Source organism: Nocardiopsis sp. B62, assembly GCF_018070675.1.
In the GTDB taxonomy this organism is placed as follows: domain Bacteria; phylum Actinomycetota; class Actinomycetes; order Streptosporangiales; family Streptosporangiaceae; genus Nocardiopsis; species Nocardiopsis prasina.
Window position 1 is genome coordinate 180,137 of the sequence record NZ_JAGPXK010000001.1, and the last position, 24,021, is coordinate 204,157.

Annotated in this window: 22 protein-coding genes and 2 riboswitches; of the genes, 16 read left to right on the plus strand and 6 right to left on the minus strand. The window is 72.3% G+C overall.

Going from position 1 to position 24,021, the window contains the following annotated elements; genetic code table 11:
* Positions 1-45: 45 nt before the first annotated feature.
* Positions 46-978 (minus strand): LysR family transcriptional regulator, encoded by a 933-nt coding sequence (locus KBX21_RS00780; RefSeq protein ID WP_210840670.1) that lies wholly within the window; start codon positions 976-978, stop codon positions 46-48.
* 69 nt (positions 979-1,047) lie between these two features.
* Between KBX21_RS00780 and KBX21_RS00785 the strand changes: the two genes are divergently transcribed.
* Entirely contained in the window at positions 1,048-2,277 is a 1,230-nt protein-coding gene (locus KBX21_RS00785; protein WP_210840671.1) for an MFS transporter, read from the plus strand.
* 188 nt (positions 2,278-2,465) lie between these two features.
* Here the strand turns inward: KBX21_RS00785 and KBX21_RS00790 are convergent, their stop codons facing one another.
* Positions 2,466-3,242 (minus strand): thioesterase family protein, encoded by a 777-nt coding sequence (locus KBX21_RS00790; RefSeq protein ID WP_210840672.1) that lies wholly within the window; start codon positions 3,240-3,242, stop codon positions 2,466-2,468.
* Between the two features lie 162 nt (positions 3,243-3,404).
* A riboswitch (SAM riboswitch) is annotated at positions 3,405-3,523 on the plus strand.
* Positions 3,524-3,581: 58 nt separating this feature from the next.
* On the opposite strand from KBX21_RS00790, the gene KBX21_RS00795 reads away from it, so the two are divergent.
* From KBX21_RS00795 to KBX21_RS00825, 7 genes are read left to right on the plus strand one after another with little or no spacing between them, the layout of a single operon-like run.
* Positions 3,582-4,679 (plus strand): PotD/PotF family extracellular solute-binding protein, encoded by a 1,098-nt coding sequence (locus KBX21_RS00795; RefSeq protein ID WP_049571759.1) that lies wholly within the window; start codon positions 3,582-3,584, stop codon positions 4,677-4,679.
* Positions 4,676-5,752 (plus strand): ABC transporter ATP-binding protein, encoded by a 1,077-nt coding sequence (locus tag KBX21_RS00800; protein WP_210840673.1) that lies wholly within the window; start codon positions 4,676-4,678, stop codon positions 5,750-5,752. Before KBX21_RS00795 ends, KBX21_RS00800 begins: the two co-directional genes overlap by 4 nt.
* A complete protein-coding gene (locus KBX21_RS00805) occupies positions 5,752-6,618 on the plus strand; it encodes an ABC transporter permease (protein WP_049571766.1) in 867 nt (288 codons plus the stop codon). Before KBX21_RS00800 ends, KBX21_RS00805 begins: the two co-directional genes overlap by 1 nt.
* Positions 6,611-7,444, plus strand: a complete 834-nt coding sequence (locus tag KBX21_RS00810) for an ABC transporter permease (RefSeq protein ID WP_210840674.1) — start codon at positions 6,611-6,613, stop codon at positions 7,442-7,444. The genes KBX21_RS00805 and KBX21_RS00810 overlap by 8 nt, the downstream gene beginning before the upstream one ends.
* Positions 7,441-9,555: a hydantoinase/oxoprolinase family protein gene (locus tag KBX21_RS26400; RefSeq protein WP_049571773.1), complete on the plus strand. Its 2,115-nt coding sequence runs from the start codon at positions 7,441-7,443 to the stop codon at positions 9,553-9,555. Before KBX21_RS00810 ends, KBX21_RS26400 begins: the two co-directional genes overlap by 4 nt.
* Positions 9,552-11,576 (plus strand): hydantoinase B/oxoprolinase family protein, encoded by a 2,025-nt coding sequence (locus KBX21_RS00820; RefSeq protein WP_210840675.1) that lies wholly within the window; start codon positions 9,552-9,554, stop codon positions 11,574-11,576. The genes KBX21_RS26400 and KBX21_RS00820 overlap by 4 nt, the downstream gene beginning before the upstream one ends.
* Complete coding sequence (locus KBX21_RS00825; protein WP_199776555.1) at positions 11,573-12,847, plus strand: amidohydrolase; 1,275 nt, start codon at positions 11,573-11,575, stop codon at positions 12,845-12,847. The genes KBX21_RS00820 and KBX21_RS00825 overlap by 4 nt, the downstream gene beginning before the upstream one ends.
* Positions 12,848-12,893: 46 nt before the next feature.
* On the opposite strand, the gene KBX21_RS00830 is transcribed toward KBX21_RS00825, so the two are convergent.
* Both KBX21_RS00830 and KBX21_RS00835 read right to left on the minus strand, forming a co-directional pair.
* The gene (locus KBX21_RS00830) at positions 12,894-14,885 is read right to left on the minus strand and encodes an FAD/NAD(P)-binding protein (protein WP_210840676.1); all 1,992 of its coding nucleotides are present in this window, start codon (positions 14,883-14,885) and stop codon (positions 12,894-12,896) included.
* The gene (locus KBX21_RS00835) at positions 14,882-15,076 is read right to left on the minus strand and encodes a hypothetical protein (protein WP_210840677.1); all 195 of its coding nucleotides are present in this window, start codon (positions 15,074-15,076) and stop codon (positions 14,882-14,884) included. Before KBX21_RS00835 ends, KBX21_RS00830 begins: the two co-directional genes overlap by 4 nt.
* A riboswitch (SAM riboswitch) is annotated at positions 15,056-15,163 on the minus strand. (Overlaps the previous gene by 21 nt.)
* A gap of 135 nt (positions 15,164-15,298) precedes the next feature.
* Here KBX21_RS00835 and KBX21_RS00840 point away from each other — a divergent pair.
* Positions 15,299-15,835: an NUDIX hydrolase gene (locus KBX21_RS00840; protein WP_049571781.1), complete on the plus strand. Its 537-nt coding sequence runs from the start codon at positions 15,299-15,301 to the stop codon at positions 15,833-15,835.
* Positions 15,836-15,954: 119 nt separating this feature from the next.
* The gene (locus tag KBX21_RS00845; protein WP_247665022.1) at positions 15,955-16,458 is read left to right on the plus strand and encodes a hypothetical protein; all 504 of its coding nucleotides are present in this window, start codon (positions 15,955-15,957) and stop codon (positions 16,456-16,458) included.
* 150 nt (positions 16,459-16,608) lie between these two features.
* On the opposite strand, the gene KBX21_RS00850 is transcribed toward KBX21_RS00845, so the two are convergent.
* On the minus strand, positions 16,609-16,812 hold the full coding sequence (locus KBX21_RS00850) for a hypothetical protein (protein WP_049571784.1): 204 nt from the start codon (positions 16,810-16,812) through the stop codon (positions 16,609-16,611).
* Positions 16,813-17,069: 257 nt separating this feature from the next.
* Here KBX21_RS00850 and KBX21_RS00855 point away from each other — a divergent pair, with 257 nt between their 5' ends.
* The 3 genes from KBX21_RS00855 (at position 17,070) to KBX21_RS00865 (ending at position 19,747) form a co-directional block, all read left to right on the plus strand.
* A complete protein-coding gene (locus tag KBX21_RS00855) occupies positions 17,070-18,020 on the plus strand; it encodes a ring-cleaving dioxygenase (RefSeq protein WP_210840678.1) in 951 nt (316 codons plus the stop codon).
* Entirely contained in the window at positions 18,017-18,661 is a 645-nt protein-coding gene (locus tag KBX21_RS00860; RefSeq protein ID WP_210840679.1) for an alpha/beta hydrolase, read from the plus strand. Before KBX21_RS00855 ends, KBX21_RS00860 begins: the two co-directional genes overlap by 4 nt.
* A gap of 318 nt (positions 18,662-18,979) precedes the next feature.
* A complete protein-coding gene (locus KBX21_RS00865; protein WP_210840680.1) occupies positions 18,980-19,747 on the plus strand; it encodes a TSUP family transporter in 768 nt (255 codons plus the stop codon).
* 56 nt (positions 19,748-19,803) lie between these two features.
* Here the strand turns inward: KBX21_RS00865 and KBX21_RS00870 are convergent, their stop codons facing one another.
* Complete coding sequence (locus KBX21_RS00870) at positions 19,804-20,823, minus strand: iron-siderophore ABC transporter substrate-binding protein (protein WP_210840681.1); 1,020 nt, start codon at positions 20,821-20,823, stop codon at positions 19,804-19,806.
* A gap of 163 nt (positions 20,824-20,986) precedes the next feature.
* Here KBX21_RS00870 and KBX21_RS00875 point away from each other — a divergent pair, with 163 nt between their 5' ends.
* The 3 genes from KBX21_RS00875 to KBX21_RS00885 all read left to right on the plus strand — a co-directional run bounded on the left by KBX21_RS00875 (position 20,987) and on the right by KBX21_RS00885 (position 23,993).
* A complete protein-coding gene (locus KBX21_RS00875; protein ID WP_049571799.1) occupies positions 20,987-22,021 on the plus strand; it encodes an iron ABC transporter permease in 1,035 nt (344 codons plus the stop codon).
* The gene (locus tag KBX21_RS00880) at positions 22,018-23,112 is read left to right on the plus strand and encodes an iron chelate uptake ABC transporter family permease subunit (RefSeq protein WP_210840682.1); all 1,095 of its coding nucleotides are present in this window, start codon (positions 22,018-22,020) and stop codon (positions 23,110-23,112) included. The genes KBX21_RS00875 and KBX21_RS00880 overlap by 4 nt, the downstream gene beginning before the upstream one ends.
* Positions 23,113-23,174: 62 nt before the next feature.
* Positions 23,175-23,993: an ABC transporter ATP-binding protein gene (locus tag KBX21_RS00885; protein WP_049571805.1), complete on the plus strand. Its 819-nt coding sequence runs from the start codon at positions 23,175-23,177 to the stop codon at positions 23,991-23,993.
* The last annotated feature ends 28 nt before the right edge of the window (positions 23,994-24,021 follow it).

A 24,021-nucleotide genomic window follows, 5' to 3' on the forward strand; every position in this document is an offset into this window, starting at 1 on the left:
CCCCCACAAAGGGTTTTCGCCGTGCCTTCAGGGGTGGCGGCGCCGTCATCCCGTGAGATCGGGGATGACCCTCGGGCCCACCCGCCGCACGTAGTCGCGGAACGACGCCACCGCAGGGGGTTCGTACCCTCCGCCGGATCCCTCCTCGGGCCAGACCACCCCCACCGGCCGTTCGGCCTGCCCGTCCCGGATCGCCAGCTCCACGGTCCCGCCCAACGCCCCCTTCGGCCGCGCGGGCAGCACGGACACTCCCAGTCCCGCGGCCACCAGCCCCCTGGCCGTCGCGATGTCGTCGGCCTCGAAGGCCACCCTGGGCGTGAACCCCGCCCGGTCACCGAGCCGGTCCGTCAGGTGCCGCACACCGCGCCCCGGCTTGAGCAGGATGAACTCGTCGCGCACGTCGGCCAGGGACACGTCCCCGGCACCCGCCAACACATGGTGCTCGGGCACCACCAACCGCAGGTACTGCGTGTGCAGCACCGCCGAGGCCAGCCCCGGACCCGACGGCAACGGTGAGGTCAGCGCCAGGTCCGCGCCGCCGGAGGCCACCCGGCGCAACGACTCCGCCCACGCCTCCTGGGTCAGGGTGAACCGCACGCCCGGATGCTCGGCGCGAAACCCCCGCAACAGCACGGGCACCACTTCCACCCCCAACGTGGGCAGGAAGGTCAGCGCCACCCGACCCTCCTCGGCGCCCGTGAGTTCGGCCACTCCCTGCCGCAGATCGTCCAGTGCTCGCTCCACGTGGGGCAACAGCAACCGACCGGCGCGCGTCAACCGGACGCCCCGCCCCGTGCGCTCCACCAGAGCGATCCCCAACTCCTCCTGCAAGCGGGCCAAAGCCCTGCTCAGCGTGGGCTGGGGCATGTTCAGCGCCTCGGCCGCGTGGGTGATGTGCTCGGTCCGGGCGACCGCCGCGACCATCCGCAAACGGGGCGCCAGGGTCCGGGTCAGCGCGTCCACATCCGGGTCATCCATACACATCAGTATGCAACAACGTGAAAGCATGCATTGGACGTATGAAAGCGGCCTTCCTAGCGTTGAAGCATGACCGTGACCAGTTCCCCCACGAACCTCGACCCGCGCCCCCGCGCGGGCACGGCCGCCTACCGGCGCACGGTCATCGCCCTCGTGGCGGCCGCCGTGGCGACCTTCGCCCAACTGTGGTCGGTCCAACCGATCCTGCCCGCCATCGCCGACGGCTTCGGCACCTCCGCCGGGCAGACCGCCCTCGCCGTCTCGTTGTCCACCGGAGGCCTGGCCGGGTTCACCCTGATCTGGAGCGGCGTCGCCGACCGCGTCGGCCGCGCCCGCGTCATCGTGCTCTCCCTGCTGCTGGCCACCATCCTGGGCGCCATCGTGCCCTTCTCCACCGACATCTGGATGCTGCTGCTCCTGCGCACCCTCCAGGGCGCCGCCCTCGGCGGGGTCTCCGCGGCAGCCGTGGCCTACCTCGCCGAAGAGATCCACCCGCGCGACGCACCGAGGGCCACCGGCCTGTACATCGCAGGGAATCCGCTCGGCGGTATGGGCGGCCGCCTGCTCGCCGGGTTCGCCGCCGAACACGGCGGCTGGCAGTGGGGGATCGCCGCGAACACCCTCCTCGGCCTGGCAGCCCTCCTGGTGTTCGTCCTGGTCCTGCCGCGCGGACAGTCCGGTCCGCGCGCCCGTCCCACAGGCACCGGCGACCGCTTGGGGGGACGCCTCAAGGCGGCCCTGACCACGCGGGGACTGATCCCCATGTACGCCCAGGCGCTCCTGCTCATGGGCGCGTTCATGGCCGTGTACAACGTCCTCGGCTTCCGCCTCACGGACCAGCCCTTCGGCCTGTCCCAGGCGGTCGCGTCCCTGCTCTTCCTGTCCTACACGGCCGGGATGCTCGGCTCGGGCATGGCGGGCTCGGCCACCCAGCGCTGGGGCAGGTACGGGGTCCTGACCACGGCCACCCTGATGCTCCTGCTCGGCCTGGGCGGGCTCTTCACCACCTCGGTGCTCCTGCTGCTGGTGGCTCTGCTCGTGCTGACCTTCGCGTTCTTCTGCGCCCACGCGACGGCCTCCGCCTGGGTGGGCTCGCACGCGGTCGCGGGGCGTGCTCAGGCGGCGGCCGTCTACACCCTCGCCTACTACCTGGGCGCCAGCCTTTTCGGCTGGCTCGGCGGAGTGGTCTACGACGCGGTCGGTTGGAACGGCACCGTGACGCTGGCCCTGACCCTCACCGCCCTCGCGGGGCTGATCGGCCTGCGCCTGCGCCGCCTGTCCACCCCCGACCCCGTCTGAGTGCCCCGCACGGCCCGGACGTCCGAACGCGTCCGGTGGGCGAAGAGCACCATGCCCGACACCGGTACCAGGATGAACGACTCACGGATGTGCTCGCCGATCTCCCAACCGGCCAGTCCGCGTGGTCGAGCCATGCCCTGCACCTAGCCACCCGGACGGCCGACAGGCGCTCGCCGACACGGGCTCCCTCAGCTCAGCGGGCGCACCGTGAGGCACTGCTCGGCGGTCCCGACCTCGCCGAGCCGGTCGTGCAGCACCGTGCTGGTCAGCCCCAGACCCTCGGGCCCGAACACCACCCGGGTGTCCAGCCCCACCCAGGGGCCCTCCGGTCGGCGGTGCAGGTGCACGGTCAGGTCCACGTTCGGGAACATCCACTCCGTCGGCGCCTGTCGCACGGCGACGCCGTTGGCGGTGTCCACCAAGGCGACGTAGGAGGCCACCGGACCGGCCTGTTCGCCTTGGACCAGCTCCACTCCGGTCGTGAGCCAGGCCGTGCCACGGCCTCGCCCGGGTTCGCCGACGGGTCGCACGTCCAGCGAGGCGATGTAGCCACCAGGCCAGAGCGAGCTCATCTGGCGCTGCTTGAGTCCCTCCGGGGCCGGCAGCGGACCGGCGGCGCCGCCCGCGACCTCGCTGGTGTCTCCCGGGGCCAGGAGCCAGGCCCGGGCCCGCACCACCATACGGTCCTCGGCGAAGACGCGGGCCTCCACCAGTTCGATGGTGCGCCCGGGGCGGAGGGTCTCCACCTCAACGCGGCACTCGACCATCGGGAGTCGGCCCAGGATGTCGAAGGAGATCCGCGAGAGCAGCAGTCCCCTCCCGGCGGAGTGGGACTCGATCACGTGGGCGATCAGCCCGCCCAGGGGGCTGAAGTGCTGTTCGGCCGTGTTCCAGGCGCCACTGACGTGTTCGGTGGGCAGGTATCGGTCGGTGCCGGCCCGGACGAAGTACGCGTTCTGGCCCAAAGTGCTCTCCTGTACGACGGTTTCGTGCCTCCAGCATCATCCACCACCGTTCGAACCGTTCCGCTACCGGAGGCCGCGGATTGGGGCCAGTGGTGCCCCTGGGAAAAGTGGTGCTTGTAACCTTTTTGGTAGGAAAAGTGGTTTTCGTGGTACGTTCCTGCTGGTCATGAGTTCCAGCGACAAGCCCCGGCTGGCTGGACGGCAACCCTCCGCTGCGGTGGGGTGCCCCGGGTGAGGACACGGTCCTCGGAGCATCGGCGCTCCGACGGCAAGCGCAGGAGTCCCTCCTCCACTCGCCCCGCCGTGTACCTCGATCCCGAAACGGTGAAAGGAAGAACGATGCGAGTACCCCGAGGACTGGGACTCCCTCTCCACGCCGCGGGCGGCGCCCTGCTGCTTGTCGGTGCCACCGCCTGCGGCGGGATCGACACCTCCGCCCAGGACGGCTCCGGAGGCGGCGAGATCACCGTCACCGCGTTCGCCGGTCCCTGGGGCGAACTCTTCACCTCCTCCTTCGTCGAGCCCTTCGAGGAGGAGACCGGGATCAAGGTCAACGTGGTCACCGGCGCCGACGGCGAGTGGGTCACCCAGATGCGTGCCGCCGGGGGCGAGAATCCCCCCTTCGACCTGGTCGCGCTCACCTCGGAGACCTTCCACCAGGCCGTCACCAACGACCTCGTCCAGCCCCTGGACCCCGACGCCCTGGCGCACTGGTCCGAACTCGACCCGGTGCTGGTGGAGCAGTCCACCGTGGACGGTACCTCCTACGGGGCTCCCCTGACCACCGGCTCGGCCGGGCTGGTCTACCGCACCGACCTCGTCGAGGAACCCCCGCAGGACTGGGAGGACATCTTCGACGAGCAGTACTGCGGCCACGTGGCCCTGCCCCCGCTGACCTACAACATCGGCCTCCAGTTCTTCTCCGGCCTGGTGGCCTCCGAAGGCGGGGACCTGTCCGACCCCGCGGCCGTGGACCGCGCCTTCGAACGCCTGGAGGAGCTCCAGGACTGCGTGTCCGCCTACCCCTCCGACGCCGGCAACGTCGGCACCGTGCTCCAGAACGGCGACGCCTGGATCGTCCCGTTCTGGGACGGGCGCGCGACCGCCATGGAGCAGGAGGGGCAGCCGATCGGCTTCACCTACCCCGAGTCCGGTGCTGTGGGCGCCCTGACCTCCTACTACGTGGCCGAGGGCACCCAGAACCGCGAGAACGTCTACGCGTTCCTCGACTACCTGACCTCCGCCGAACACCAGAAGCCGTTCGCCGAGGGCACCTTCTACGGCGGCGGCAACACCGGCATCGACCACTCCGCCGAGTTCGACGAGCGCATCAGCTACGGCACCGACGTCTACGAGGGCTTCACCTGGGTGGACTACGGCGCCGCCACACCCAACCTCAACGACTGGCAGCAGCGATGGAACGAGATCTTCCAGTGACCGACCCCCACGCCGAACACATCGTCGTCGAGTCGCTCACCACGGCCTACGGCGGGACACGGATCCTGGACATCGACCGGTTGGCGTTCCACCGGGGCCGGTTCCTGTCCATCCTCGGGCCCAGCGGCTGCGGCAAGACCACCCTGCTGCACGCCCTCGCCGGGTTCGTCGAGCCCGACGGCGGCTCCATCACGATCGACGGCCGCGACGTCACCGCGGTGCCTCCGCACCGCCGCGGCCTGGGCATGGTCTTCCAGAACTACGCCCTCTTCCCGCACATGTCGGTGGCCGACAACGTCGCCTACGGTCTCCGGGCGCGCCGTACGCCGCGTCCGGAGCGGGACCGGCGCGTGGCGGAGGCACTGGACCTGGTGGGCCTGGCCGCCTTCGCGCGGCGCCGCCCCCGGCAGCTGTCCGGCGGTCAACAGCAGCGGGTGGCCGTGGCCCGGGCACTGGCCACCCGGCCCGACGTCCTGCTTCTGGACGAGCCGCTGTCCAACCTCGACGCGCAGCTGCGCCGCGAGATGCGCGTCGACCTGCGGGCCCTCCAACAGCGGCTCGGCATCACCATGGTGTTCGTGACCCACGACCAGGAGGAGGCCATGTCGCTGTCGGACCACATCGTGGTCCTCAACGGCGGGCGCGTCGAGCAGGAGGGCACACCACAGGAGGTCTACGCGGCCCCGGTGAGCCGCTTCGTGGCCGAGTTCGTGGGCGCCGCGAACGTCATCGAGGGCGTCGGCGGGGCCGAGGGCGTCCGCGTCGACGGGGCACTGGTCCGCACCGGCCTGGCGGAGCCGCCCACCGGCGAGGTGTCCCTGGCCCTTCGGCCGGAGCGCGTCCGTGTCTCCGGGGGAGAGCGACCCCTGGGGGCCGCCGGACACGGCGGCGCCTACGGCGAGGTGGTCCACCGGGCCTTCCTCGGCGACGGCTGGGAGACGCGGGTGCGGGTGGGGGAGTCCCTGTCCCTGGGAGCCCGTACCGACACCGAGCCCCCCGCCGTGGGGGCGCGCGTGACCGCGCACTGGGACGCCGAGAGCGTGATCCGGCTCCGCGACACGGGCGGCGCCTGATGAGGGCGACCCGGGAACGCCTGTCCGGTGTGGGGTTCGTACTGCCCGTGGCGGTGTTCCTGCTCCTGGTGTTCCTGGTGCCCCTGGTACGGGTGCTGTCGTTGAGCCTGCATCCGGTCGACGGGAGCGGCAACCCGCTCCCCGAGTTCTCACTCGTCCAGTACGAGCGGGTGTTCACCGAGACCTTCTTCTCCCAGGCGCTCGTGCGCAGCCTCCAGACCTCGTTCCTGGTCACCACGCTGTGCCTGGTGCTCGGCTACCCGGTCGCCTACGCCCTGTCCCGGACCCGCACGGGGTTGACGCGCACCCTGATGTTCGTCATCGTCCTCTCTCCGCTGCTCACCAGCGTCGTGGTGCGCAGCTACGGCTGGGTGGTGCTGCTCTCGGCCAACGGCGCGGTCAACCGCCTCCTCGTGGGAACGGGGATCACCGACCAGCCGCTGCCCCTGCTCACCAGCTACACGGCGGTCGTCGTCTCGGTGACCCACGTGCTGCTGCCCTTCGCGATCATTCCGCTCACCACCGCCCTGGGCAGTATCGACCCCCACCTGCGGCGTGCCTCGCAGAGCCTGGGAGCGGGCGCCGCCCGAACCTTCGCGCGGGTCACTCTGCCGCTGAGCCTGCCCGGCGTGGCCGCCGCGTGCATGGTGGTCTTCCCGCTGGCCATGGGCATCTACATCACCCCGCTCCTGGTGGGCGGCGCCAACCAGCCGCTGGCCGGACTGCGTGTCTACAGCCAGATCACCAGCGTCTACGACTACCCCGTCGCGGCCGCGCTCAGCCTGACCCTGTTGGCGCTGACCCTGGTGTGCGTCGCCGCCATGGGCGCCGGATTCCGCTTCTGGGAGAGGAGGCACGATGGCTGAGTCCACCGCCGCGCCCCGCGCGCGCCGACGCGGCTCCCCGGCCCGGATCGCGGGGCGGGTCGCGCTCGGCCTGCCCGTCGGACTGATCCTGTTCTTCCTGGCGGCCCCGCTGGTCGTGCTGGCCGTCAGCTCGCTCAACCCGACCGCCTCACTCCAGTTCCCGCCGCAGGGCGTGTCCCTGCGCTGGTACGCCTCCGTGCTGTCCTCACCGGACTGGGCGGTCTCGTTCCGCCTCAGCGGACTGCTGGTGCTCATGGTCGTGGCGACCACCACGGTGCTGGGCACGCTGGCCGCCTACGGACTCGCCCGCGGGACCTTCCCCGGGCGGCGGCTCGTGGAGGCCACCGCGCTCGCGCCCCTCATGGTCCCGGAGATCATCATCGCCCTGGGGCTCCTCTACTACTTCCAGGGGCTGGGACTGCTCAACAGCGTTCCGGGGCTGTGGCTGGCGCACTCCCTGGTCGCGCTCCCCTTCACCGTCCGCACCATCATGATCAGCGCCGCACGCCTGGACCCCGCCCTGGAACGCGCCGCCGCCACCCTGGGGGCCGGACCCGTCCGTGTCTTCCTCACCGTGACGCTGCCGCTCCTGCGCCCCGGAATCCTCGCCGGCGCGGTGTTCGCCGCGGTCACCTCGCTCGGGGAGGTCGCGGTGTCGGTCCTGATCTCGGGAGCCAACACCACCACCGTCCCGGTGCGCGTCTTCTCGGCGGTGAAGTTTGAACTCGACCCCTCGGTCGCCGCGGTCTCCACGCTGCTCATGCTCGCGAGCGTCGCGGTGATGGTGGTCGTCGACCGGATGACCCGACTCACGGAGGCAGTGTGAACGACGACGCGGCGACCGGAACCCGAACCGGCGCGGGGACCGACCCACCCCGGGGACCCCGGGTCGGCATCGACGTGGGCGGCACCTTCACCGACGTCGTGCTGACCCTCCCTGGCGGCGGCACCGCCCACCACAAGGAGCCGAGCACGCCCTCCGACCCCGCCCTGGCGGTGGCGCGCGGACTGAGCGCGGCCACCGCGGCCGCCGGGCTGTCCCCCTCCGACGTCGTGGACATCGCGCACGGGACCACCATCGGCCTCAACGCCATCATCCAGCGGCGCGGGGCCCGCATCGCGCTGATCGTCTCCCGGGGCCACCGCGACATCCTGGAGATCGGTCGCAGCCGGATGCCGTCCTCCTTCGACCTGCACGCCGCCAAGGAGGAACCACTCGTCCCGCGTGAACGCGTCATCGAGGTGGACGCCCGCCTGGACGCGAACGGGCGCGTCCTGCGCGACCCGGGCGACGCCGACCTCGCCCGCGCCGCCGAGGAACTCTCCGCCACCGGAGCCGACGCCGCCGCGGTGGTGGTGCTCCACGGACACACCGCGCCCGACTACGAGGCCGACCTCACCGCGCGCCTGGCCGCCCTGGCCCCCGACGTGCCGCTGGTGTCCTCCGCCGCGGTCTGGCCCGAGGTCCGCGAGTACGAACGCACACTCGTGGCCTGCATGAACGCCTACATCCAGCCCCTGATGAGCGGTTACTTCGACCGGCTCGAGGAACTCCTGGCCGACCTGGACGTGCGCGCCCCGATCTTCATCACCGCCTCCAACGGCGGCTCGCTCAGCCTGGCCTCGGCCAGGGCGCGGCCCATCGAGACGGTGCTGTCCGGCCCCGCGGCGGGGGTGACCGCGGCGGCCCGCCTGGCCCAGGCGGCCGGGACCACCGACGTCGTGACGTTCGACATGGGCGGAACCAGCAGCGACATCGCGGTCACCGTCGGGGGCGCGCCCGAGTTCGCCGTCAACACCACCATCGGGGGCATGCCGCTCATCCTGCCGGTGGTGGCGGTCGGCGCGATCGGCGCGGGCGGCGGCTCCGTGGTGCGGGTCGACGACTTCGGCCTGCTCAAGACCGGACCGGACAGCGCCGGAGCCGACCCCGGCCCCATCGCCTACGGTCGCGGTGGCCTGCGCCCCACCATCACGGACTGCTACCTGGTCACCGGAGTCATCGATCCCGAGGAGTTCCTGGGCGGGCGCATGGCGCTGGACCGGGACTCCGCCGAGGCCGCCCTGGCCGAACTCGCCCGCGCTCTCGACGGCGTCGAGGGGAACCGGACGGCCCGCGCCATCGCGGACGGCGCCCTGCGCATCGCCACCGCCGGGATGGCCGTGGAACTGCACAAGACCCTGGCCCGCCGGGGACTGGACCCCGCGGACTTCACGCTCGTGCCCTACGGCGGCGCCGGACCCACGCACGCGGCCCTCCTCGCGGAGGAGGTCGGCATCACCGACATCCTCGTGCCCGCCTCGGCCGCCACCCTGTGCGCCCTCGGCGCGGTCGGCGCGGACCTGCGCCGCGACTTCGCCCGGAGTCTGCGCCGACCCCTCGACCCCGAGTCCGCCGTCGCGGTCCGCTCCGTCCTCGACGACCTCGCCGAGCGGGCCCGATCCTGGCTCGCCGACCAGGGCGGCCACGAGGCCGGACCGGTCCGGCTGGAGGCCTCCGCCGACCTCAGCTACCTGGGGCAGGCCCACGAGCTGCGCGTCGCCCTGGGCGAGGGGGACGACCTCTCCGACCTGGACGCCGCCGTCCTGGCCGAGGCCCTGCACACCGAGCACGAGCGCCTCTACGGGTTCCGCGACACCGGCGCCGCGATCCGCGTGGGCACCGTCCGCCTCGCGGTCGTCGCCCCCCGCCCCGACCCGGGAGGCGACCGGGCCGTGGCCGCGACCGGTGCGGTCGAACCACGCGGCCACCGCACCGTCACCGTGCACGGCCGCGACGTGCGGGCCGCCGTCCACGACCGCGCCGCCCTCGGCTCCGGCCACAGCCTCGCCGGACCGGCCGTCATCGTCCAGGACGACAGCACCGTCCTCGTCCCACCCGGATGGTCGGCCCAGGTCGAACCGTCCGGTCACCTGCGCCTGAGGAGCCGATCATGAAACTCCCGCCGATCACCCTGGAGATCATCGGCAACAAGCTCACGGCCCTCGCCGAGGAGATGTGCCTGACGCTCCAGCGCACCAGCCGTTCCCTGTACGTCAAGGAGACCGCCGACTTCTGCTGCGCACTCGCGGGCCCCGACGGCCGCTTCTCCGCCTACCCGCGCGGCATCGGCGTCTCGGGCTTCGTCGGCCTCGACCTGACCGCCGCCATCGAGGCGGTCGGGCCGCTGGAGGACGGCGACGTCATCGTCACCAACGACCCCTACCGGTCCGGCGGCCTGGCCACGCACCTCACCGACATCCAGCTCATCCGCCCCTACTTCCACGACGGCGCGGTCATCGGCTACGGATGGGCGTTCATCCACTGCTCCGACATCGGCGGCCGTGTGCCCAGCAGTCTGTCGCCCACCAACCAGGAGATCTACCAGGAGGGACTCCAGATCCCCCCGGTCAAACTGGTCCGTGCGGGAGAGCCCGCCCGTGACGTGGCCGCGCTCCTGGCCGCCAACAGCCGGTCCCCGGAGGCCAACGAGGGCGACCTCCAGGCCATGCTGGCCGCGCTGCGCACCGGCGGCGAACGCCTGGCGGCGGTCGTGGACACACACGGGTCCGCCGACGTCCTGGCCGCCCACGGCGACCTCGTCGAGTACACCGCCCGGCGGGCGCGCGCGGCCCTGTCCCGTCTGCGCGAGGGCACCTACCGCTTCACCGACTACCTCGACGACGACGCGCTCACCCCGGTCCCCGTGCGAGTGAGCGTCGCGGTGACCGTCTCCGCCGACAGCCTGCACCTGGACTTCACCGGCTCCGACCCCCAGGTCGAGGCGGCCTTCAACATCGCCAGCCACGGCACCGCGCACGCGTGGATCACCACCCGGGTCCTGGCACTGATCTGCACCCTGGACCCGCGGGCCCCGCTCAACGCCGGGCTCATCGCCCCGGTCGGGGTCAGCGCCCCCGAGGGCTCGGTCGTCAACGCGCTCCACCCGGCCGCCGTCGGCATCCGCCACGCCACCGCCTCCCGGGTCAACGACGCGCTCGGCGGGGCGCTGGCCCTGGCCGCGCCCGAAGTCATGCCCGCGGCCAGCAGCGGCCTGGTCGTCCCGGTCGTGGTCGCCGAGCGGCACGCGGGGGGCCAGAACGTCCAGGTCCTCGAACCCATGGTGGGCGGCACCGGCGCTCGGGAGGGCGCCGACGGCGTGGACGGGCGCGACAGCGGTATCTCCAACCTGTCCAACAACCCCGTGGAGACCGTCGAGACCGAGATCGGTGTGGAGATCCTCCGCTACGGTCTGCGCCCCGACTCCGGCGGTGCGGGACGCTGGCGCGGCGGCAGCGGGCTGGAGCTTTCCTTCCGCGTCACCCGGGACGACTCGCGGCTGCTGGCCCGCGGACTGGAACGGCTCCGCTTCCGCCCCTGGGGACGCGAGGGCGGCGGCGCCGGAGCACCCGCCGAACTGGTCGTCGCCTCCGCCGAGGGCGTCGAGCGACGGGTGGGCAAGATCGACGTCCTGGCCCTGCGCCGGGGCGACACCGTGACGCTGCGCACCTCGGGTGCCGGAGGCTACGGCGACCCCTTCGAGCGACCCGAGTCCGAGGTCCTGCGCGACGTCGTGAGCGGTGTTGTCAGCCCCGGCGCCGCGGCCCGCGACTACGGGGTCGCGGTGACCGGCCAGGGCACCAGGGCCGCCGTGGACCCCGAGGGCACCGTCGAGTTGAGGGCCGCGGGAACCCCCGCGAACGGAGCCCACGTCCTTGGTCCCGAACGGGACCGGTGGGACGCCCTCTATGACGAGACCACCGCAGACCGGCTGATCGCGGCCCTGTTCCGCCTGCCCGCACCCGCCCGGCACGGGCGCCGCGTGCGCGTGCTCGGCGAGGCCCTGGACCTGCTGCCGGACGGCTTCCCCTCGGTCCCGGCCACGGACCGTGAGCTGACGGGCGCCCGCGCCGCTCTGCTGGACGCGGTGGCGGCCGTGGAGGACGACGCGGCCCGTGGCGAGGGAGAGCTGCCGTGACCGCAGTGGAGGGGGCGCGCGCCCGCGCCGTGCTCTCCCGCTACGGCTCGGGTGCACCCGGAACCGACCCCGCGGCGCTGGCCGACCTGTACAGGGACCTGCACGCCCACCCCGAACCGGGTTTCGGCGAGGAGCGGACCGCCGCCGTGGGCGCCGCCGCCCTGGCGGACGCGGGTTACCAGGTCACCACCGGCGTGGGCGGAACCGGCGTGGTGGGCGTGCTCCGCTCGGGCCCCGGTCCCACGGTGCTGATTCGCGCCGACATGGACGCCCTGCCGGTCCGCGAGCTGACGGGGCTGCCCTACGCCTCGCGTGTGGGCGCCCCCGGCGACCCCCGCACCCCCCTCATGCACGCCTGCGGGCACGACATGCACGTCACCTGCCTGGTCGGCGCGGCCTCCGTCCTGGCCGCCGCGCGGGGGAACTGGAGCGGGACGGTCATGGCCGTCCTCCAGCCCTCGGAGGAGAACGGGGCCGGGGCGCGGGCGATGCTCGACGACGACCTCTACCGCCGTTTCGGCACCCCGTCCGCGGTGTTCGCCCAGCACGTGTTCCCCCTCCCGGCAGGGGTTCTCGCCCTGCGCCCCGGCCTGGTGCTGGGCGCCACCGAGAACCTGGAAGTGACGCTGACCGGCCGCGGCGGGCACGGCTCGCAGCCGCACCGCACCGTCGACCCCGTCGTGATGGCGGCCGCCTCGGTCATGCGCCTCCAAGGGGTGGTGGCGCGGGAACTGGACCCGGAGGAACAGGCGGTGCTGACCGTGGCGCGCCTGCGGGCCGGGCACGCCGAGAACGTCATCCCCGACGAGGCGGTGCTCACCCTCAACGCGCGCGCCTTCGACCGCGACGTGCTCGACCGGGTGCTGACGGCCGCGCGCCGCGTCCTGGACGGCGAGGCGGCGGTCTCCGGAGCACCGGTGCCTCCGACCTACCAACGCCTGGGCGCCTTTCCTGTCACCGTCAACGACCCCGCCTCCACCGCGGCACTCGAGGACGTCTTCGGCGAGGTGCTGGGCACGGACCGGGTGGTGCCCCTGGACCGCATGATCGGCAGCGAGGACGTGGGCCACTTCGGGGCCGACGCGGGGGCGCCGTCGGTCTTCTGGGGTCTGGGGGCCCTCGCCCCGGGCACCGCGCCCGCACCCGAGAGCGCCGGGGCGGGCAACCACTCGCCCTACTTCGCCCCGGCGGTGGAGCCGACCCTGTCCACGGGGGTGCGGGCGATGACGCTCGCGGCGCTCAGCGGCCTGGGTCCGCCCCCGGGAGCGTGAGGTCGGGCCTTCGGTCGCGGACGAACCGGACCGAAGGCCCCTCGCGTCAGCCCCGCGCCGCCACCGCCTCGCCCGCTCCGAGGGAGGCACGGGCGGCCAGGATCCCGGCGGCGGCCACGTCCGCCCCGGCCAGGAGCGGCGAGGGCACACCGGGCGTGGCCCCGATGGCCGACCCGGGCTGCACGGCGCCGGCCGGGATGCCGAGCACCGTCACGCGCTCGTCCGCCGCGCCGTCGTCACCGACGAGGTGGAACCCCTCAGAGGTCACGTCGAGTGTGCCGCTGGAGACCGCGGCGCCGCCCGAGCCGGGCCACCGGTGCAGACGCGCCCGCCCCGAACCCAGCAGTGTCCGCAAGAGCGGATCGTCGGTGTCGGTGACCACCCCCTTGGACATGCGCGTCTCCACGAAGGCCCGCGCCCGCACGGGTGCGCGCCGCACCGACGTGGAGCGGCCGACGAACAGCCCGTCCTCGAACTCCACGGAGGAGCCCTCGCCCAGGAGTTCCACCACGCCCGCGTCGATCAGCGCCAGCACCTGGGCGGCCCGGTGCGGAGGCGGCCCCGACGCCAGGGCCAGTCCCAGCGGCGTGAACCAGCCCGCGACGTCGCGCGCCACACTCACGCCGTCCAGCGCGCCGAGCTTCACCAGGCGCTGCACCGGCCCACGCAGCGCCGCCATCGCCCGGTTCACGGCGTTGCGCGGACTCCTCTCGGGGTCGTCGATGGTCTCCAGTTCCTCCTCCGCGAAGCGCGCGACCTCCGCACGCCACTTCGCCTCCGACATCGCCGCCCCTCCGGGGGACGACGGTGAGGGCCGGTCCAGCCGTCCCGTCCACAGACGCAGCCGAGGGTCGGTCACCGCCTCCGCCACCACCGCGTCCACGCCGTCGGCGTCGGCCTCCTCCAGCGCGGACAGCAGCTCACCGCGCCCCAGGCCATCGCGCACGGCCTCCGGCCGGTGCTCCAACAGCACCGACAGATGGGCCCAGGCGAACTCGCGGGCCAGCTGCGGCCACACCGCCGTCCGGAAGTCCTGCGAGGACCCGGTGGCCACCCGCGCGAACCACTCCCGCGTCGCCAGCACCGGCTCGTAGCGTGGTGGGAAACCGTCGGCGTAGGCGGCCTTGGCGCGGTAGGGGAGCCCGCGGCGCGACCCCGCGACCAGCAGCGGTTCGTCCCCGCCGGGCAGGTAGCGCAGCCGGGCCGGACGCGCGGGATCCCCGGCCGGGACGAAGCGTCCGCCCCGACCCTGTGTCAGCAGCGCCACCACGTCGAAGAAGTTCGCGCCCAGCCCCGTGACCAGCACGGTCTCACCGCCCGGCACATGGTCCCAGTCACGTTCGGCGGGCATGCCCGGCTCCACGTACACCAGTCCGTGCCGCTCCGCTGACGTCGACAGGGACCGGACCCGGGGCGAACGACGCGTCTGCACCATGCCCTGGGCCAGGACCACCGAGGGCGCCGCCAGCCTGCGGCCGTCCTCCAGCACCACGGTGCGCCAACCGCTCCCGGCGGACTCCAGGTCCACGGCCGTGCCGAGGACGGGGGTCAGTTCGACCCGGCCGGTCGCCACCGCGTCCGCCAGCTGCTCGTCGTAGTAGACGCCCTGGAGACGCCGGGAGGGGTAGGTCCAGGGACGCAGCTCCGCGATCTCCCGCGCCGCCCACGCCGGGCGGTCGGCCCGGACACGGTCGTCCGAGGCCCACCGCACCAGGTCGGGGCCGGGCACGACGGGCCCGTCCATGGGGGTGCTCTCGTCAGCGTGGATCGTGGTGTGCGCGCTGTAGGTGTTGTTTAGCAGCAGGGGCGACTGGTCGGTGCGCCAGGTGGCGCCAGGACCGACCTCCACCCGGTCGACCACGGCCACACGCACGGGCCGCTCGCCCCCGCCCAGCCGGGCGGCGAGCCGTACCACCACCGCGACGGCTCGGGGGCCGCCGCCCACCACGACCGCGTCGTAGCGCTCGTGCGCACCGTGCCCGGCGCTCCGGGCGAGGTCGTCGCGCGCCGGTGCGCCGGTGTCCTGTGTACCGCTCATGGCCCGTCCGTTCCGTTCGCTCCGGCAGGGGAGGGCTCCAGCACGGACGGCCGTACCTCCACCACTCCACCCTCGCCGCTGGTCACCCGCACGTCCAACCCGTACACCGAGCTCAGCACCCGCGGGTCGTAGGCCTGCGAGGGGGGACCGTCGGCGACGATGTAGTGGGTGTCGCACGCTTGCCGCCTCACGCAGCCGGGTCGTCGTCTCCGGGGCACCCCACCGTGCAGGAGGGTTGCCGTCCAGCGAGCCGGAACTTCGCGCTGGAACTCTTGACCTGAAAATCAACTTAGGCGATAGGAAATATTCGCTACAAGGGATCGGGTGAGTGAGGAAGGCTACAGAGCTCCGCTCCAGGCCGGGCCGTGATTGGGTGGGTCCGCTGTGCGCCGACACGACACCGGGGGAGAACCGTGCGCTGGACCGTTCACTCCGAGAAGCCGCTGTACACCGACCAGTGGTTGGACGTCCGGATCGCGGACGTGGAGATCACCGGCGGGCGGCACCTGGAGCACCGGCTGATCCGGACGTCGCCCGGGGCGGGCGCGGTCGTCATGGACGAGGAGGACCGGGTGCTCCTGGAGTGGCGCCACCGGTTCATCACCGACACGTGGGCCTACGAGATCCCCATGGGCGGCGTCGAGTCCGGTGAGAGTCCCCAGGACGCGGCGGCGCGTGAGGTGCTGGAGGAGACGGGCTGGCGGCCGGGACCGTTGTGTCCGCTGGTGTACGTCCAGCCCACCCCGGGGATCTCGGACTCCGCCCACCACGTCTTCTTCGCCGACACCGCCGAGTACGTGGGCGATCCCGCGCAGGACTGGGAGTCGGAGCGCGTCGAGTGGGTGCCGCTCGCCGACGTGCCCGGACTCGTGGCGGGGAGGAGTCTGGTGGCGGGAACCTCGATGACGGCCCTGCTGTACCTGTACGGGGTGGGGCGCCCGACCCCGTGAACCCGCGGGTCGTGTGGTGGCCTGGCGGGCGAAGGTGAGAACTTGGGCAACCGCCTGCGAGGTCAGGATTCCAATGGCTACTGTGGCCCCACTCGTCCCTGCGATCGTGAGGTGGCCCGTTGGTTCACGAGTCGTTGTTCGGTCTCCCCGAACTCTCCCCGGTGCCGGTGGTGATGAGCCTGGACGCCCAGCGGTACGAGCGGATGTGGAGTGGCGACAGGACCCACGAGTTCCGGCGCCGCTTCCTCACCGGGGCGCCCGCCCAGTGGTTCGTGTACCTCACCCGCCCCGAGGGGCGGCTGTGCGCGGTGATCGACCTGGGGGCGGCGATCGTGGACACCCCGCGCGAGATCGCGCGGATCGCCGAGCGCGAGAGCCCGGGTGAGGGGGCCCTCGTGGAGGAGTACCTGGCCGGGGGCGGTGAGGTGGGGTACGCGATGCCCGTCCGGCGGGTGCGGGAGTTCTCCGGTTTCTCCGACCCGGAGCTGGACCGGATGCTCGACGGCTTCCATCCGCCCGAGGGTCATGTCCTGGTCGACGACCATCCCGGCTGGCGGGCGGTCTGCGACAAGCTGCTTTCCGGATCCGTGCTTCGCGAGACCGCGATCAGTCCCGTGTACTGACGGTGCCTCCGGTGGCGGCACGCCGCCGGTGTGGGTAGGTCCTCCCGTGAAACGAGGAGGATCTATGGCCGCATGCGATCACGACTGGACCTCAGGTCCCAACGGCGGAACGGAGCAGTGCTCGAACTGCGGGGCCATTCGGTCCCGGAACTACTGAGTCTCCACGGCCCGAACGGCCACGCGGTCGCAGTCCGCGCAGTCGGTCCGGCACGGGGCGCCGAAGTTGTTCATGCTCATGGACTTGCAGCGGACGCACACCAGACGCCTGCCACCCGGTGGGTCGTGACGCCACTCGTGATGGCCGCGGCGGCAGATCCCCGAGGGGAGGATGCGGGTGGGGTCGCTCGTGCTCATGAGGACACCGTAACCGTGGAGTACACGGACGGGGAAGGGTGCCTCCGGAACGTCACCGAATGCGCCGCATCCGACGGTTGGGGAGAAGTGCCCGACCGTCGGACGCGCGTCCGGCACCCGGGCCGGAGAAGGTTCCCCCGCGCCGTGATGGAGGGGGAACCCGTGTGGGAAGGGAAGGGGGAGACAGCGGACCACAAGTAGTTTAAGATTCAACTTGTTGCACTGAGTGGCCAGCCGGACGAGAAAGGGTGAAGGACATGGACGTGCGTCCCTCGGGGATTCACCACGTGACAGCGATCGCGAGCGACCCACAGGCCAACGCCGACTTCTACCTGAACGCGCTGGGCATGCGCATGGTCAAGCGGACGGTCAACTTCGACGCCCCGGAGACCTACCACTTCTACTACGGGGACCGCGCGGGCAATCCCGGCACCATCATGACCTTCTTCCCCTGGCCCGACGCGCCCAAGGGAAGGATCGGCGCAGGTCAGGCCACCACCACGACCTTCTCCGTCCCCGAGGGCTCCCTGGGCTGGTGGGCCGGGCACCTGGCCGCGCTGAACGTGCCCGCCTCCCGCCCGACCGAACGCGGTGAGGAGGACGTCCTCACCCTGCGGGACCCGGACGGACTCGTCATCGAGCTGGCCGCCAGCGCCGACCACCACGACACCGACCCCTGGGACGGGGGAGCGGTCCCCGTCGACCACGCCATCCGGGGTATCCGCGCCGTCACCCTCACCGAACACGACGCGGACGGCACCGCCCTGATGCTCGGTGACCAGCTCGGTTTCCACCTGCAGAGCGAGAACGGCAACCGGATGCGGTTCCGGACCAACGACACCGGCGACGGCGTCGGCACCATCGTCGACGTCGTGGCCGACCCCCGGGCCGAGCGGGGCGTGGTCGCCGCCGGAACCGTCCACCACGTCGCCTACCGTGCCCCGGACACACCCGTGCAGGAGTCCTGGCGCCAGCGCCTGGAGGACGACGGCGTGGGGGTCACCGAGATCCGCGACCGGACGTACTTCACGTCGATCTACTTCCGCGAGCCCGGCGGCGTGCTGCTGGAGATCGCCACCGACGGCCCGGGGTTCGACTACGACGAACCCCTGCTCGAACTGGGTCGCTCGCTGAAGCTGCCGCCGTGGCTGGAGCCCAGCCACGAACAGATCGCCGCCCGCCTGCCGCGTGTGGAGGTCGACCAGTGACCACACCCGCGACCTCGGTCGAGGACTTCGTCCACGTCTTCGAACCGGCCACCGCGCCGGACGCGCCGACCCTGCTTCTCCTGCACGGGACCGGCGCCGACGAACACGACCTGCTGCCCCTGGGACGTGCCCTGGCGCCGGGCGCCGCGCTGCTGTCCCCGCGCGGCAGGGTCGACGAGAACGGCATGAACCGCTGGTTCCGTCGTCTGCGGGAGGGGGTCTTCGACGTCGACGACCTCATCGGGCGCACCGCCGAGCTGGCCGCTTTCGTCGAGGCCGCCACCGAGGCCTATGACCTCGACCCCGCGCGGATCGTGGTGAGCGGGTTCTCGAACGGTGCCAACACGGGTGCCGGGCTGCTGCTGCTCCACCCCGGACTGGTCGCGGGCGCCGCGCTGTTCGCGGGCGGCGCCCCGCTCCAGGGGCGCGAACCCGCTCCGGTGGACCTGTCGGGGACGCGGGTGTTCCTCGGCAACGGCGTGGCCGACCCCATCACGACCATCGACCAGTCCCGCCTGCTCGCCTCCCAGCTGGGGGAGCGGGGCGCGCGGGTCCTGGTCCGGGAGCACGCCGGGGGACACCAGCTGACGCCGGAAGTGCTGGCCGAGGCCCGGGACTGGTTCGCCCACGAGGAGTTCTGAGCTCGCCCCGAGGGACAGGCACGGGGGCCTGGCCCTCGGGGACCGCCCAGCCGCGGTGACGCCCCCTGCACCCGGGCGTCACCGCTTCTCTTCGGCCAAAAGTGAATCTACGTCGTAAAGCTGGCCGTTCCAATGGGTGTGCGCCCCTGGAAGCAACGAGGCAGCAACGCACGAAACCATTCCAACCTGTGTAAGGGGACCACCGCTCCGGTCCCGTGACAAAGCGGTACGCGTCAGTGGCTAGATTGGCTCGCGCCCCGTTCCCCGTCATGGAAGACACCCGATGATCCTCTCTTCTCACACCGCACGGCTCCGGTGATGGACCCCGAAATCCTCGGACTGCTGTTGCTCGCAGCCGTCGCCGCGGGCTGGATCGACGCCGTCGTCGGGGGAGGGGGCCTGCTCCTGCTCCCGGCCCTCATGGTCGCCGCCCCCAACGCGCCCCTGGCCACGCTGCTGGGCACCAACAAGCTCGGCGCCGTCTTCGGCACCACCTCCGCGGCCATCGCCTACGCCCGCAAGGTGAGGATCGACCGCCGTGTTGTGGTCCCCACCGCCGGGCTGGCCCTGCTCGGTTCCGGGCTGGGCGCCGCCCTGGCCACGGCGCTCACCGCCGACGTGCTCAAACCGATCATCATGGTCGTCCTGGCCGGGGTCGCCCTGCTGGTGGTGTTCCGACCCGCCATGGGCACCTCACCCAACCCGGCCCTGCGCACCCGCAACCGGATCCTGGCGGCCCTGGCCCTGGCCGGGGTCGGCGTGAGCTTCTACGACGGCATCATCGGCCCCGGCACGGGCGTGTTCCTGATCATCGCCTTCACCGCGGTGCTGGGCATGGACTTCCTCCAGGCCTCCGCCTCGGCCAAGATCGTCAACGTGTGCACCAACCTCGGCGCCCTGGTGGTCTTCGGGCTCGGCGGCCACGTGGACTGGCTGCTGGGCCTCGGGCTGGCGGTCTGCACGATCCTGGGAGCCCAGGTCGGCGCCCGCATGGCCCTCCAGCGGGGATCGGGGTTCGTCCGCGGGGTCCTGCTCGTGGTGGTGCTCGCCCTGCTCGCCCGCATGGGCTGGGACGTCTTTGCCTGAGCGCACGGGTCCCGGCTGCCCACCACCGAGGCAACCGGGCCCGGCCGTACCGGCCCCTACACCGCCGGGTCGGCCCCGCCCGTCAGCGCCGCCGTGACGTCCTCGATGATCCGGTGGGCCCCGTGGTAGTTGGCCGACCCCCAGAAGTCGTGGTCCACCCGGTACACCCGTTCGTCCTCGACAGCCCCCAGGTTCGCCCACAGTCCGCCGGAGAAGGTGGTGGGCGCGTCCGGATACCCGGAACCGGCCAGGACGAACACCGCGTCACCGTCCGCCCGGTCGAGGTCCTCGTAGCTGTGCGGGATGAAGTCGGTGTCGCCCCCGCCCTCCACCTGGGTGTCCGGGCGGGCGAAGCCCAGGTCCGCCACGATCTGCCCCGGGAACGACTCCGGTGTCTCCAACCGGATCTCGGTGTCGCTCTGCAGACGCACCAGGGACAACTCGGTCCCGGCCGGATCCACCCCGGCCCCGGCCAGGTCGGTCCGGGCCCGTTCGATCGCCGCGTCATAGGAGGCCACCGCCTCCTCGGCCCCGTCCTGCGCGTCCAGGATCCGTGCGACCTCCTCCAGATGACCGCGCCAGGAACCGGTCCCCTCCCACTCCACAAGGACCGTGGGCGCGATCGCCTCCAGGTGGTCCACCATCTTGGCCTGGGTGCCGTTCGGCGTGCTCACCCCGATGATGAGGTCGGGCGCGGCGTTGGCCAGCTCCTCGATGTTGACGTCGTCCTCCACGGGCGAGCTGGTCACCAGGGTCAGTTCGGCGCCGTCCGCGTCTTCGGGTAGGAAGGGAGCCAGGCCCTGGTCGGCCTCACCGGGGGTGCCCATGGTTGCGACCGCGTCGTGGCCCAACAGGGTCAGGGCCGCAAGGGTGGGGCGCCACAGTACGGCGATCCGCTCGGGGGAGTCGGGGATCTCCACGCTCCCGTTGGCGCCCTCGACCGTCCGGGTGCCGCCGGACCCACCGTCGGCACCGACGTCGGAACCCACGCCTTCGGAGCCGCAGGCGGTCAGCGTCAGGGCCCCGGCCAGGGCGAACACGCTCAGAGAGCGCGACGGGCGTGTGAGTTCGGGCATCTGAGGGGACCCTTCCGTGCGAACAGGATGTAGGTAAGGCTAACCTGTCCGGGTGGGTTTTGGCCGATTCCGACCAGGACCTCCGCGACGCTCCGCCGGTCCCACCACGGGCGAGCCTCTCCACAACACACCCAGCACACCCAGTAAGACGAACGGGGAACCCGTGGCCCTGCGCGCGCCCGCGCCAACGCGCCCCACCCTCACCAGACGCGTCATCCGCCCCATCGGCCTCATCATCGCCCTGGGCGTTCTCGCCGTCTGCGCGCTCCTCAGTATCACTGTCGGGGCCAAACCCATCCCCGGTGCCGACGTGTGGGCCGCCCTGACCAACTACGACGGCTCCTACGACCACGACGTCATTCGCACCCTGCGCGTCCCCCGCACGATCATCGGGATCTTCGTCGGCGCCGCGCTGGGGCTGGCTGGTGCCCTCATGCAGGCCCTGACCCGTAACCCCCTGGCCGAACCCGGCATCCTCGGAATCAACTCCGGTGCCGCGGCGGCCGTGGTCGTGGCCGCCTTCGTCTTCGGCGCCAGCGGCTCCTCCCTGGTCTGGCCCGCCTTCCTCGGCGCGGCCATCGCCGCGATCGCCGTCTACGCCCTGGGCTCACGCGGCCGCGCCAGCGCCACCCCCGTGCGCCTGGCGCTGGCCGGAACGGCGCTGGCCGCCGTCCTCCAGGGGATCATCCACGGCGTCATCGTCCTCAACGACTTCGTCTTCGACCGCATCCGGTTCTGGCAGGTCGGCTCGCTGACCGGACGCGACCTCGACCTCTTCCTCCAGGTCGCGCCCTTCCTCATCGTCGGCATCCTGGTGACCCTGGCCCTGGGTCCCTCCCTGAACGCCATGGCCCTGGGTGACGACCTCGCCGCCACCCTGGGCGCCAGGATCCCCCTGATCCGAGCCGGAACGGCCGTGGGCGTCATCCTGCTGTGCGGAGCCGCCACCGCCGCGGCCGGACCCATCTGGTTCGTGGGCCTGATCATCCCCCACGCCGCCCGCGTGATCACCGGCCCCGACCAGCGCTGGCTCCTGCCCTACGCGGCCGTCCTTGGCGCCATCCTGCTCACCGCCGCCGACACCGTCGGACGTGTCATCCTGCCCAGCTCCGAACTGGAGGTCGGCATCATCACCGCACTCGTCGGGGCGCCCCTGTTCATCGCCCTGGTCCGCAGCAGAAAGATGGCCCAGCTGTGAGCGACACCCTGACACACCCAGCCCGCACCGGCGGGCCCGAGCGCCTCACCCCTCGCGGCACCCGCGCCTGGCGCTCCCGCGGCGGCCGGGTCTCCTTCCTGATGCGCCCGCGCACCCTCGTGATCAGCCTGACCCTGATCGCCCTCACGCTGGCGACCCTGGTCGTGTCGGTGGCGGTCGGCGACTACGAGATCCCGCTCTCGGCGGTCCCCGCCGCCCTCATGGGGTACGGCGAACGGCTCGACGTGTTCTTCGTGCAGGGGGTGCGCCTGCCCCGGGCGCTGACCGCCATCGGTGTGGGAGCCGCCCTGGGCATCGCCGGGGCCGTCTTCCAGAGCCTGTCCCGCAACGTCCTGGGCAGTCCCGACATCATCGGGTTCACCTCCGGTGCCGCCACCGGTGCCGTGGCCGCCATCCTCATCCTGGGCGCCGGACGGGTGGTGGTCTCACTGGGGGCCGTCGCGGGCGGTCTGATCACCGCCGGTGTCGTGTACCTGCTGGCCATGAAGAACGGTGTCCAGGGGTACCGGCTGGTCCTGGTCGGCATCGGTATCAGCGCCATGCTGGCCTCGGTACGCGACTACCTCATGACCCGCGCCGAACTCACCGACGCCCTGGGCGCGCAGATCTGGATGATCGGCAGCCTCAACGGCCGGGGGTGGAGCGAGACCGCCGCCGTGTGGATCGGCCTGGTGGTGCTGGCCCCGGTCATCTTCGCTGTGGGGCAACGCCTGCGCTTCCTGGAGCTGGGCGAGGACACCGCCCGGGGCCTGGGCGTGAACGCGCAGTCCACGCAGATCATCGCCCTGGCCGCCGCCAGCGCCCTGACCGGTGCGGCCATCGCCGTGGCCGGGCCGATCGGCTTCGTGGCCCTGGCCGCGCCCCAGCTGGCCCGGCGCCTGACCCGCACCGGCGGCACCACCCTGGTCGGGGCCGCGCTCATGGGTGCCGCGTTGCTGGTCCTGGCCGACCTCGTCGCCATGCGCCTGTTGGCTCCCACCCAGCTACCCGTGGGGGTCGTCACCGCCGTCATCGGCGGCAGCTACCTCATCTGGCTGCTCTACACCGAATGGCGCGGTGGCCGGGCCTGACCGTCCGCGCCCCGCATCCTGTTCCCAAGCCGCCACCGCCGAGCCGCACCCGAAAGAGAACGATGACCGACGACGCCAGCAACCGCCTCTCGGGCCAGGACCTCACCCTGTCCTACGACCAGCGCGTCATCTCCCGCGACCTGGCCGTGCGCATCCCCGACAACTCCTTCACGGTCATCGTCGGGCCCAACGCGTGCGGCAAGTCGACGCTGTTGCGCGCGCTGTCGCGCACGCTCAAGCCCGCGCAGGGCAACGTGCTCCTGGACGGGCAGGTCATCAGCTCCTACCCGGCCAAGGAGGTGGCCCGCCGGTTGGGCCTGCTGCCGCAGTCCTCCATCGCCCCGGACGGCATCGGTGTGGCCGACCTGGTGGCCCGGGGCCGGTTCCCGCACCAGAGCTTCCTGCGCCAGTGGTCCTCCCAGGACGAGGCCGTGGTCGCCGAGGCGATGGCGGCCACCGGGATCAGCGCGCTGGCCGACCGGTCCGTGGACGAGCTGTCCGGTGGCCAGCGCCAACGGGTGTGGCTGGCCATGGTCCTGGCCCAGCAGACCCCGCTGCTGCTGCTGGACGAGCCCACCACGTACCTGGACATCGCCCACCAGATGGACATGCTCGACCTGTGCGCCGACCTGCACGCCGAGCAGGGGCACACCCTGGTCGCGGTCCTGCACGACCTCAACCACGCATGCCGCTACGCCACCCACCTGATCGTGATGAAGGACGGTGAGATCGTGGCCGAGGGCGAACCCGCCACGGTGGTCACCGCCGACCTGGTGGAAAAGGTGTTCGGGCTGCCGGTGCGGATCATCCCCGACCCCGAGACCCACACGCCGATGATCGTCCCGGTCGACCGCAGGGGCAGGGGCCGCGAGGGCCACTGAGGAGTGCGTCCGGTCCGACCGGACCGGA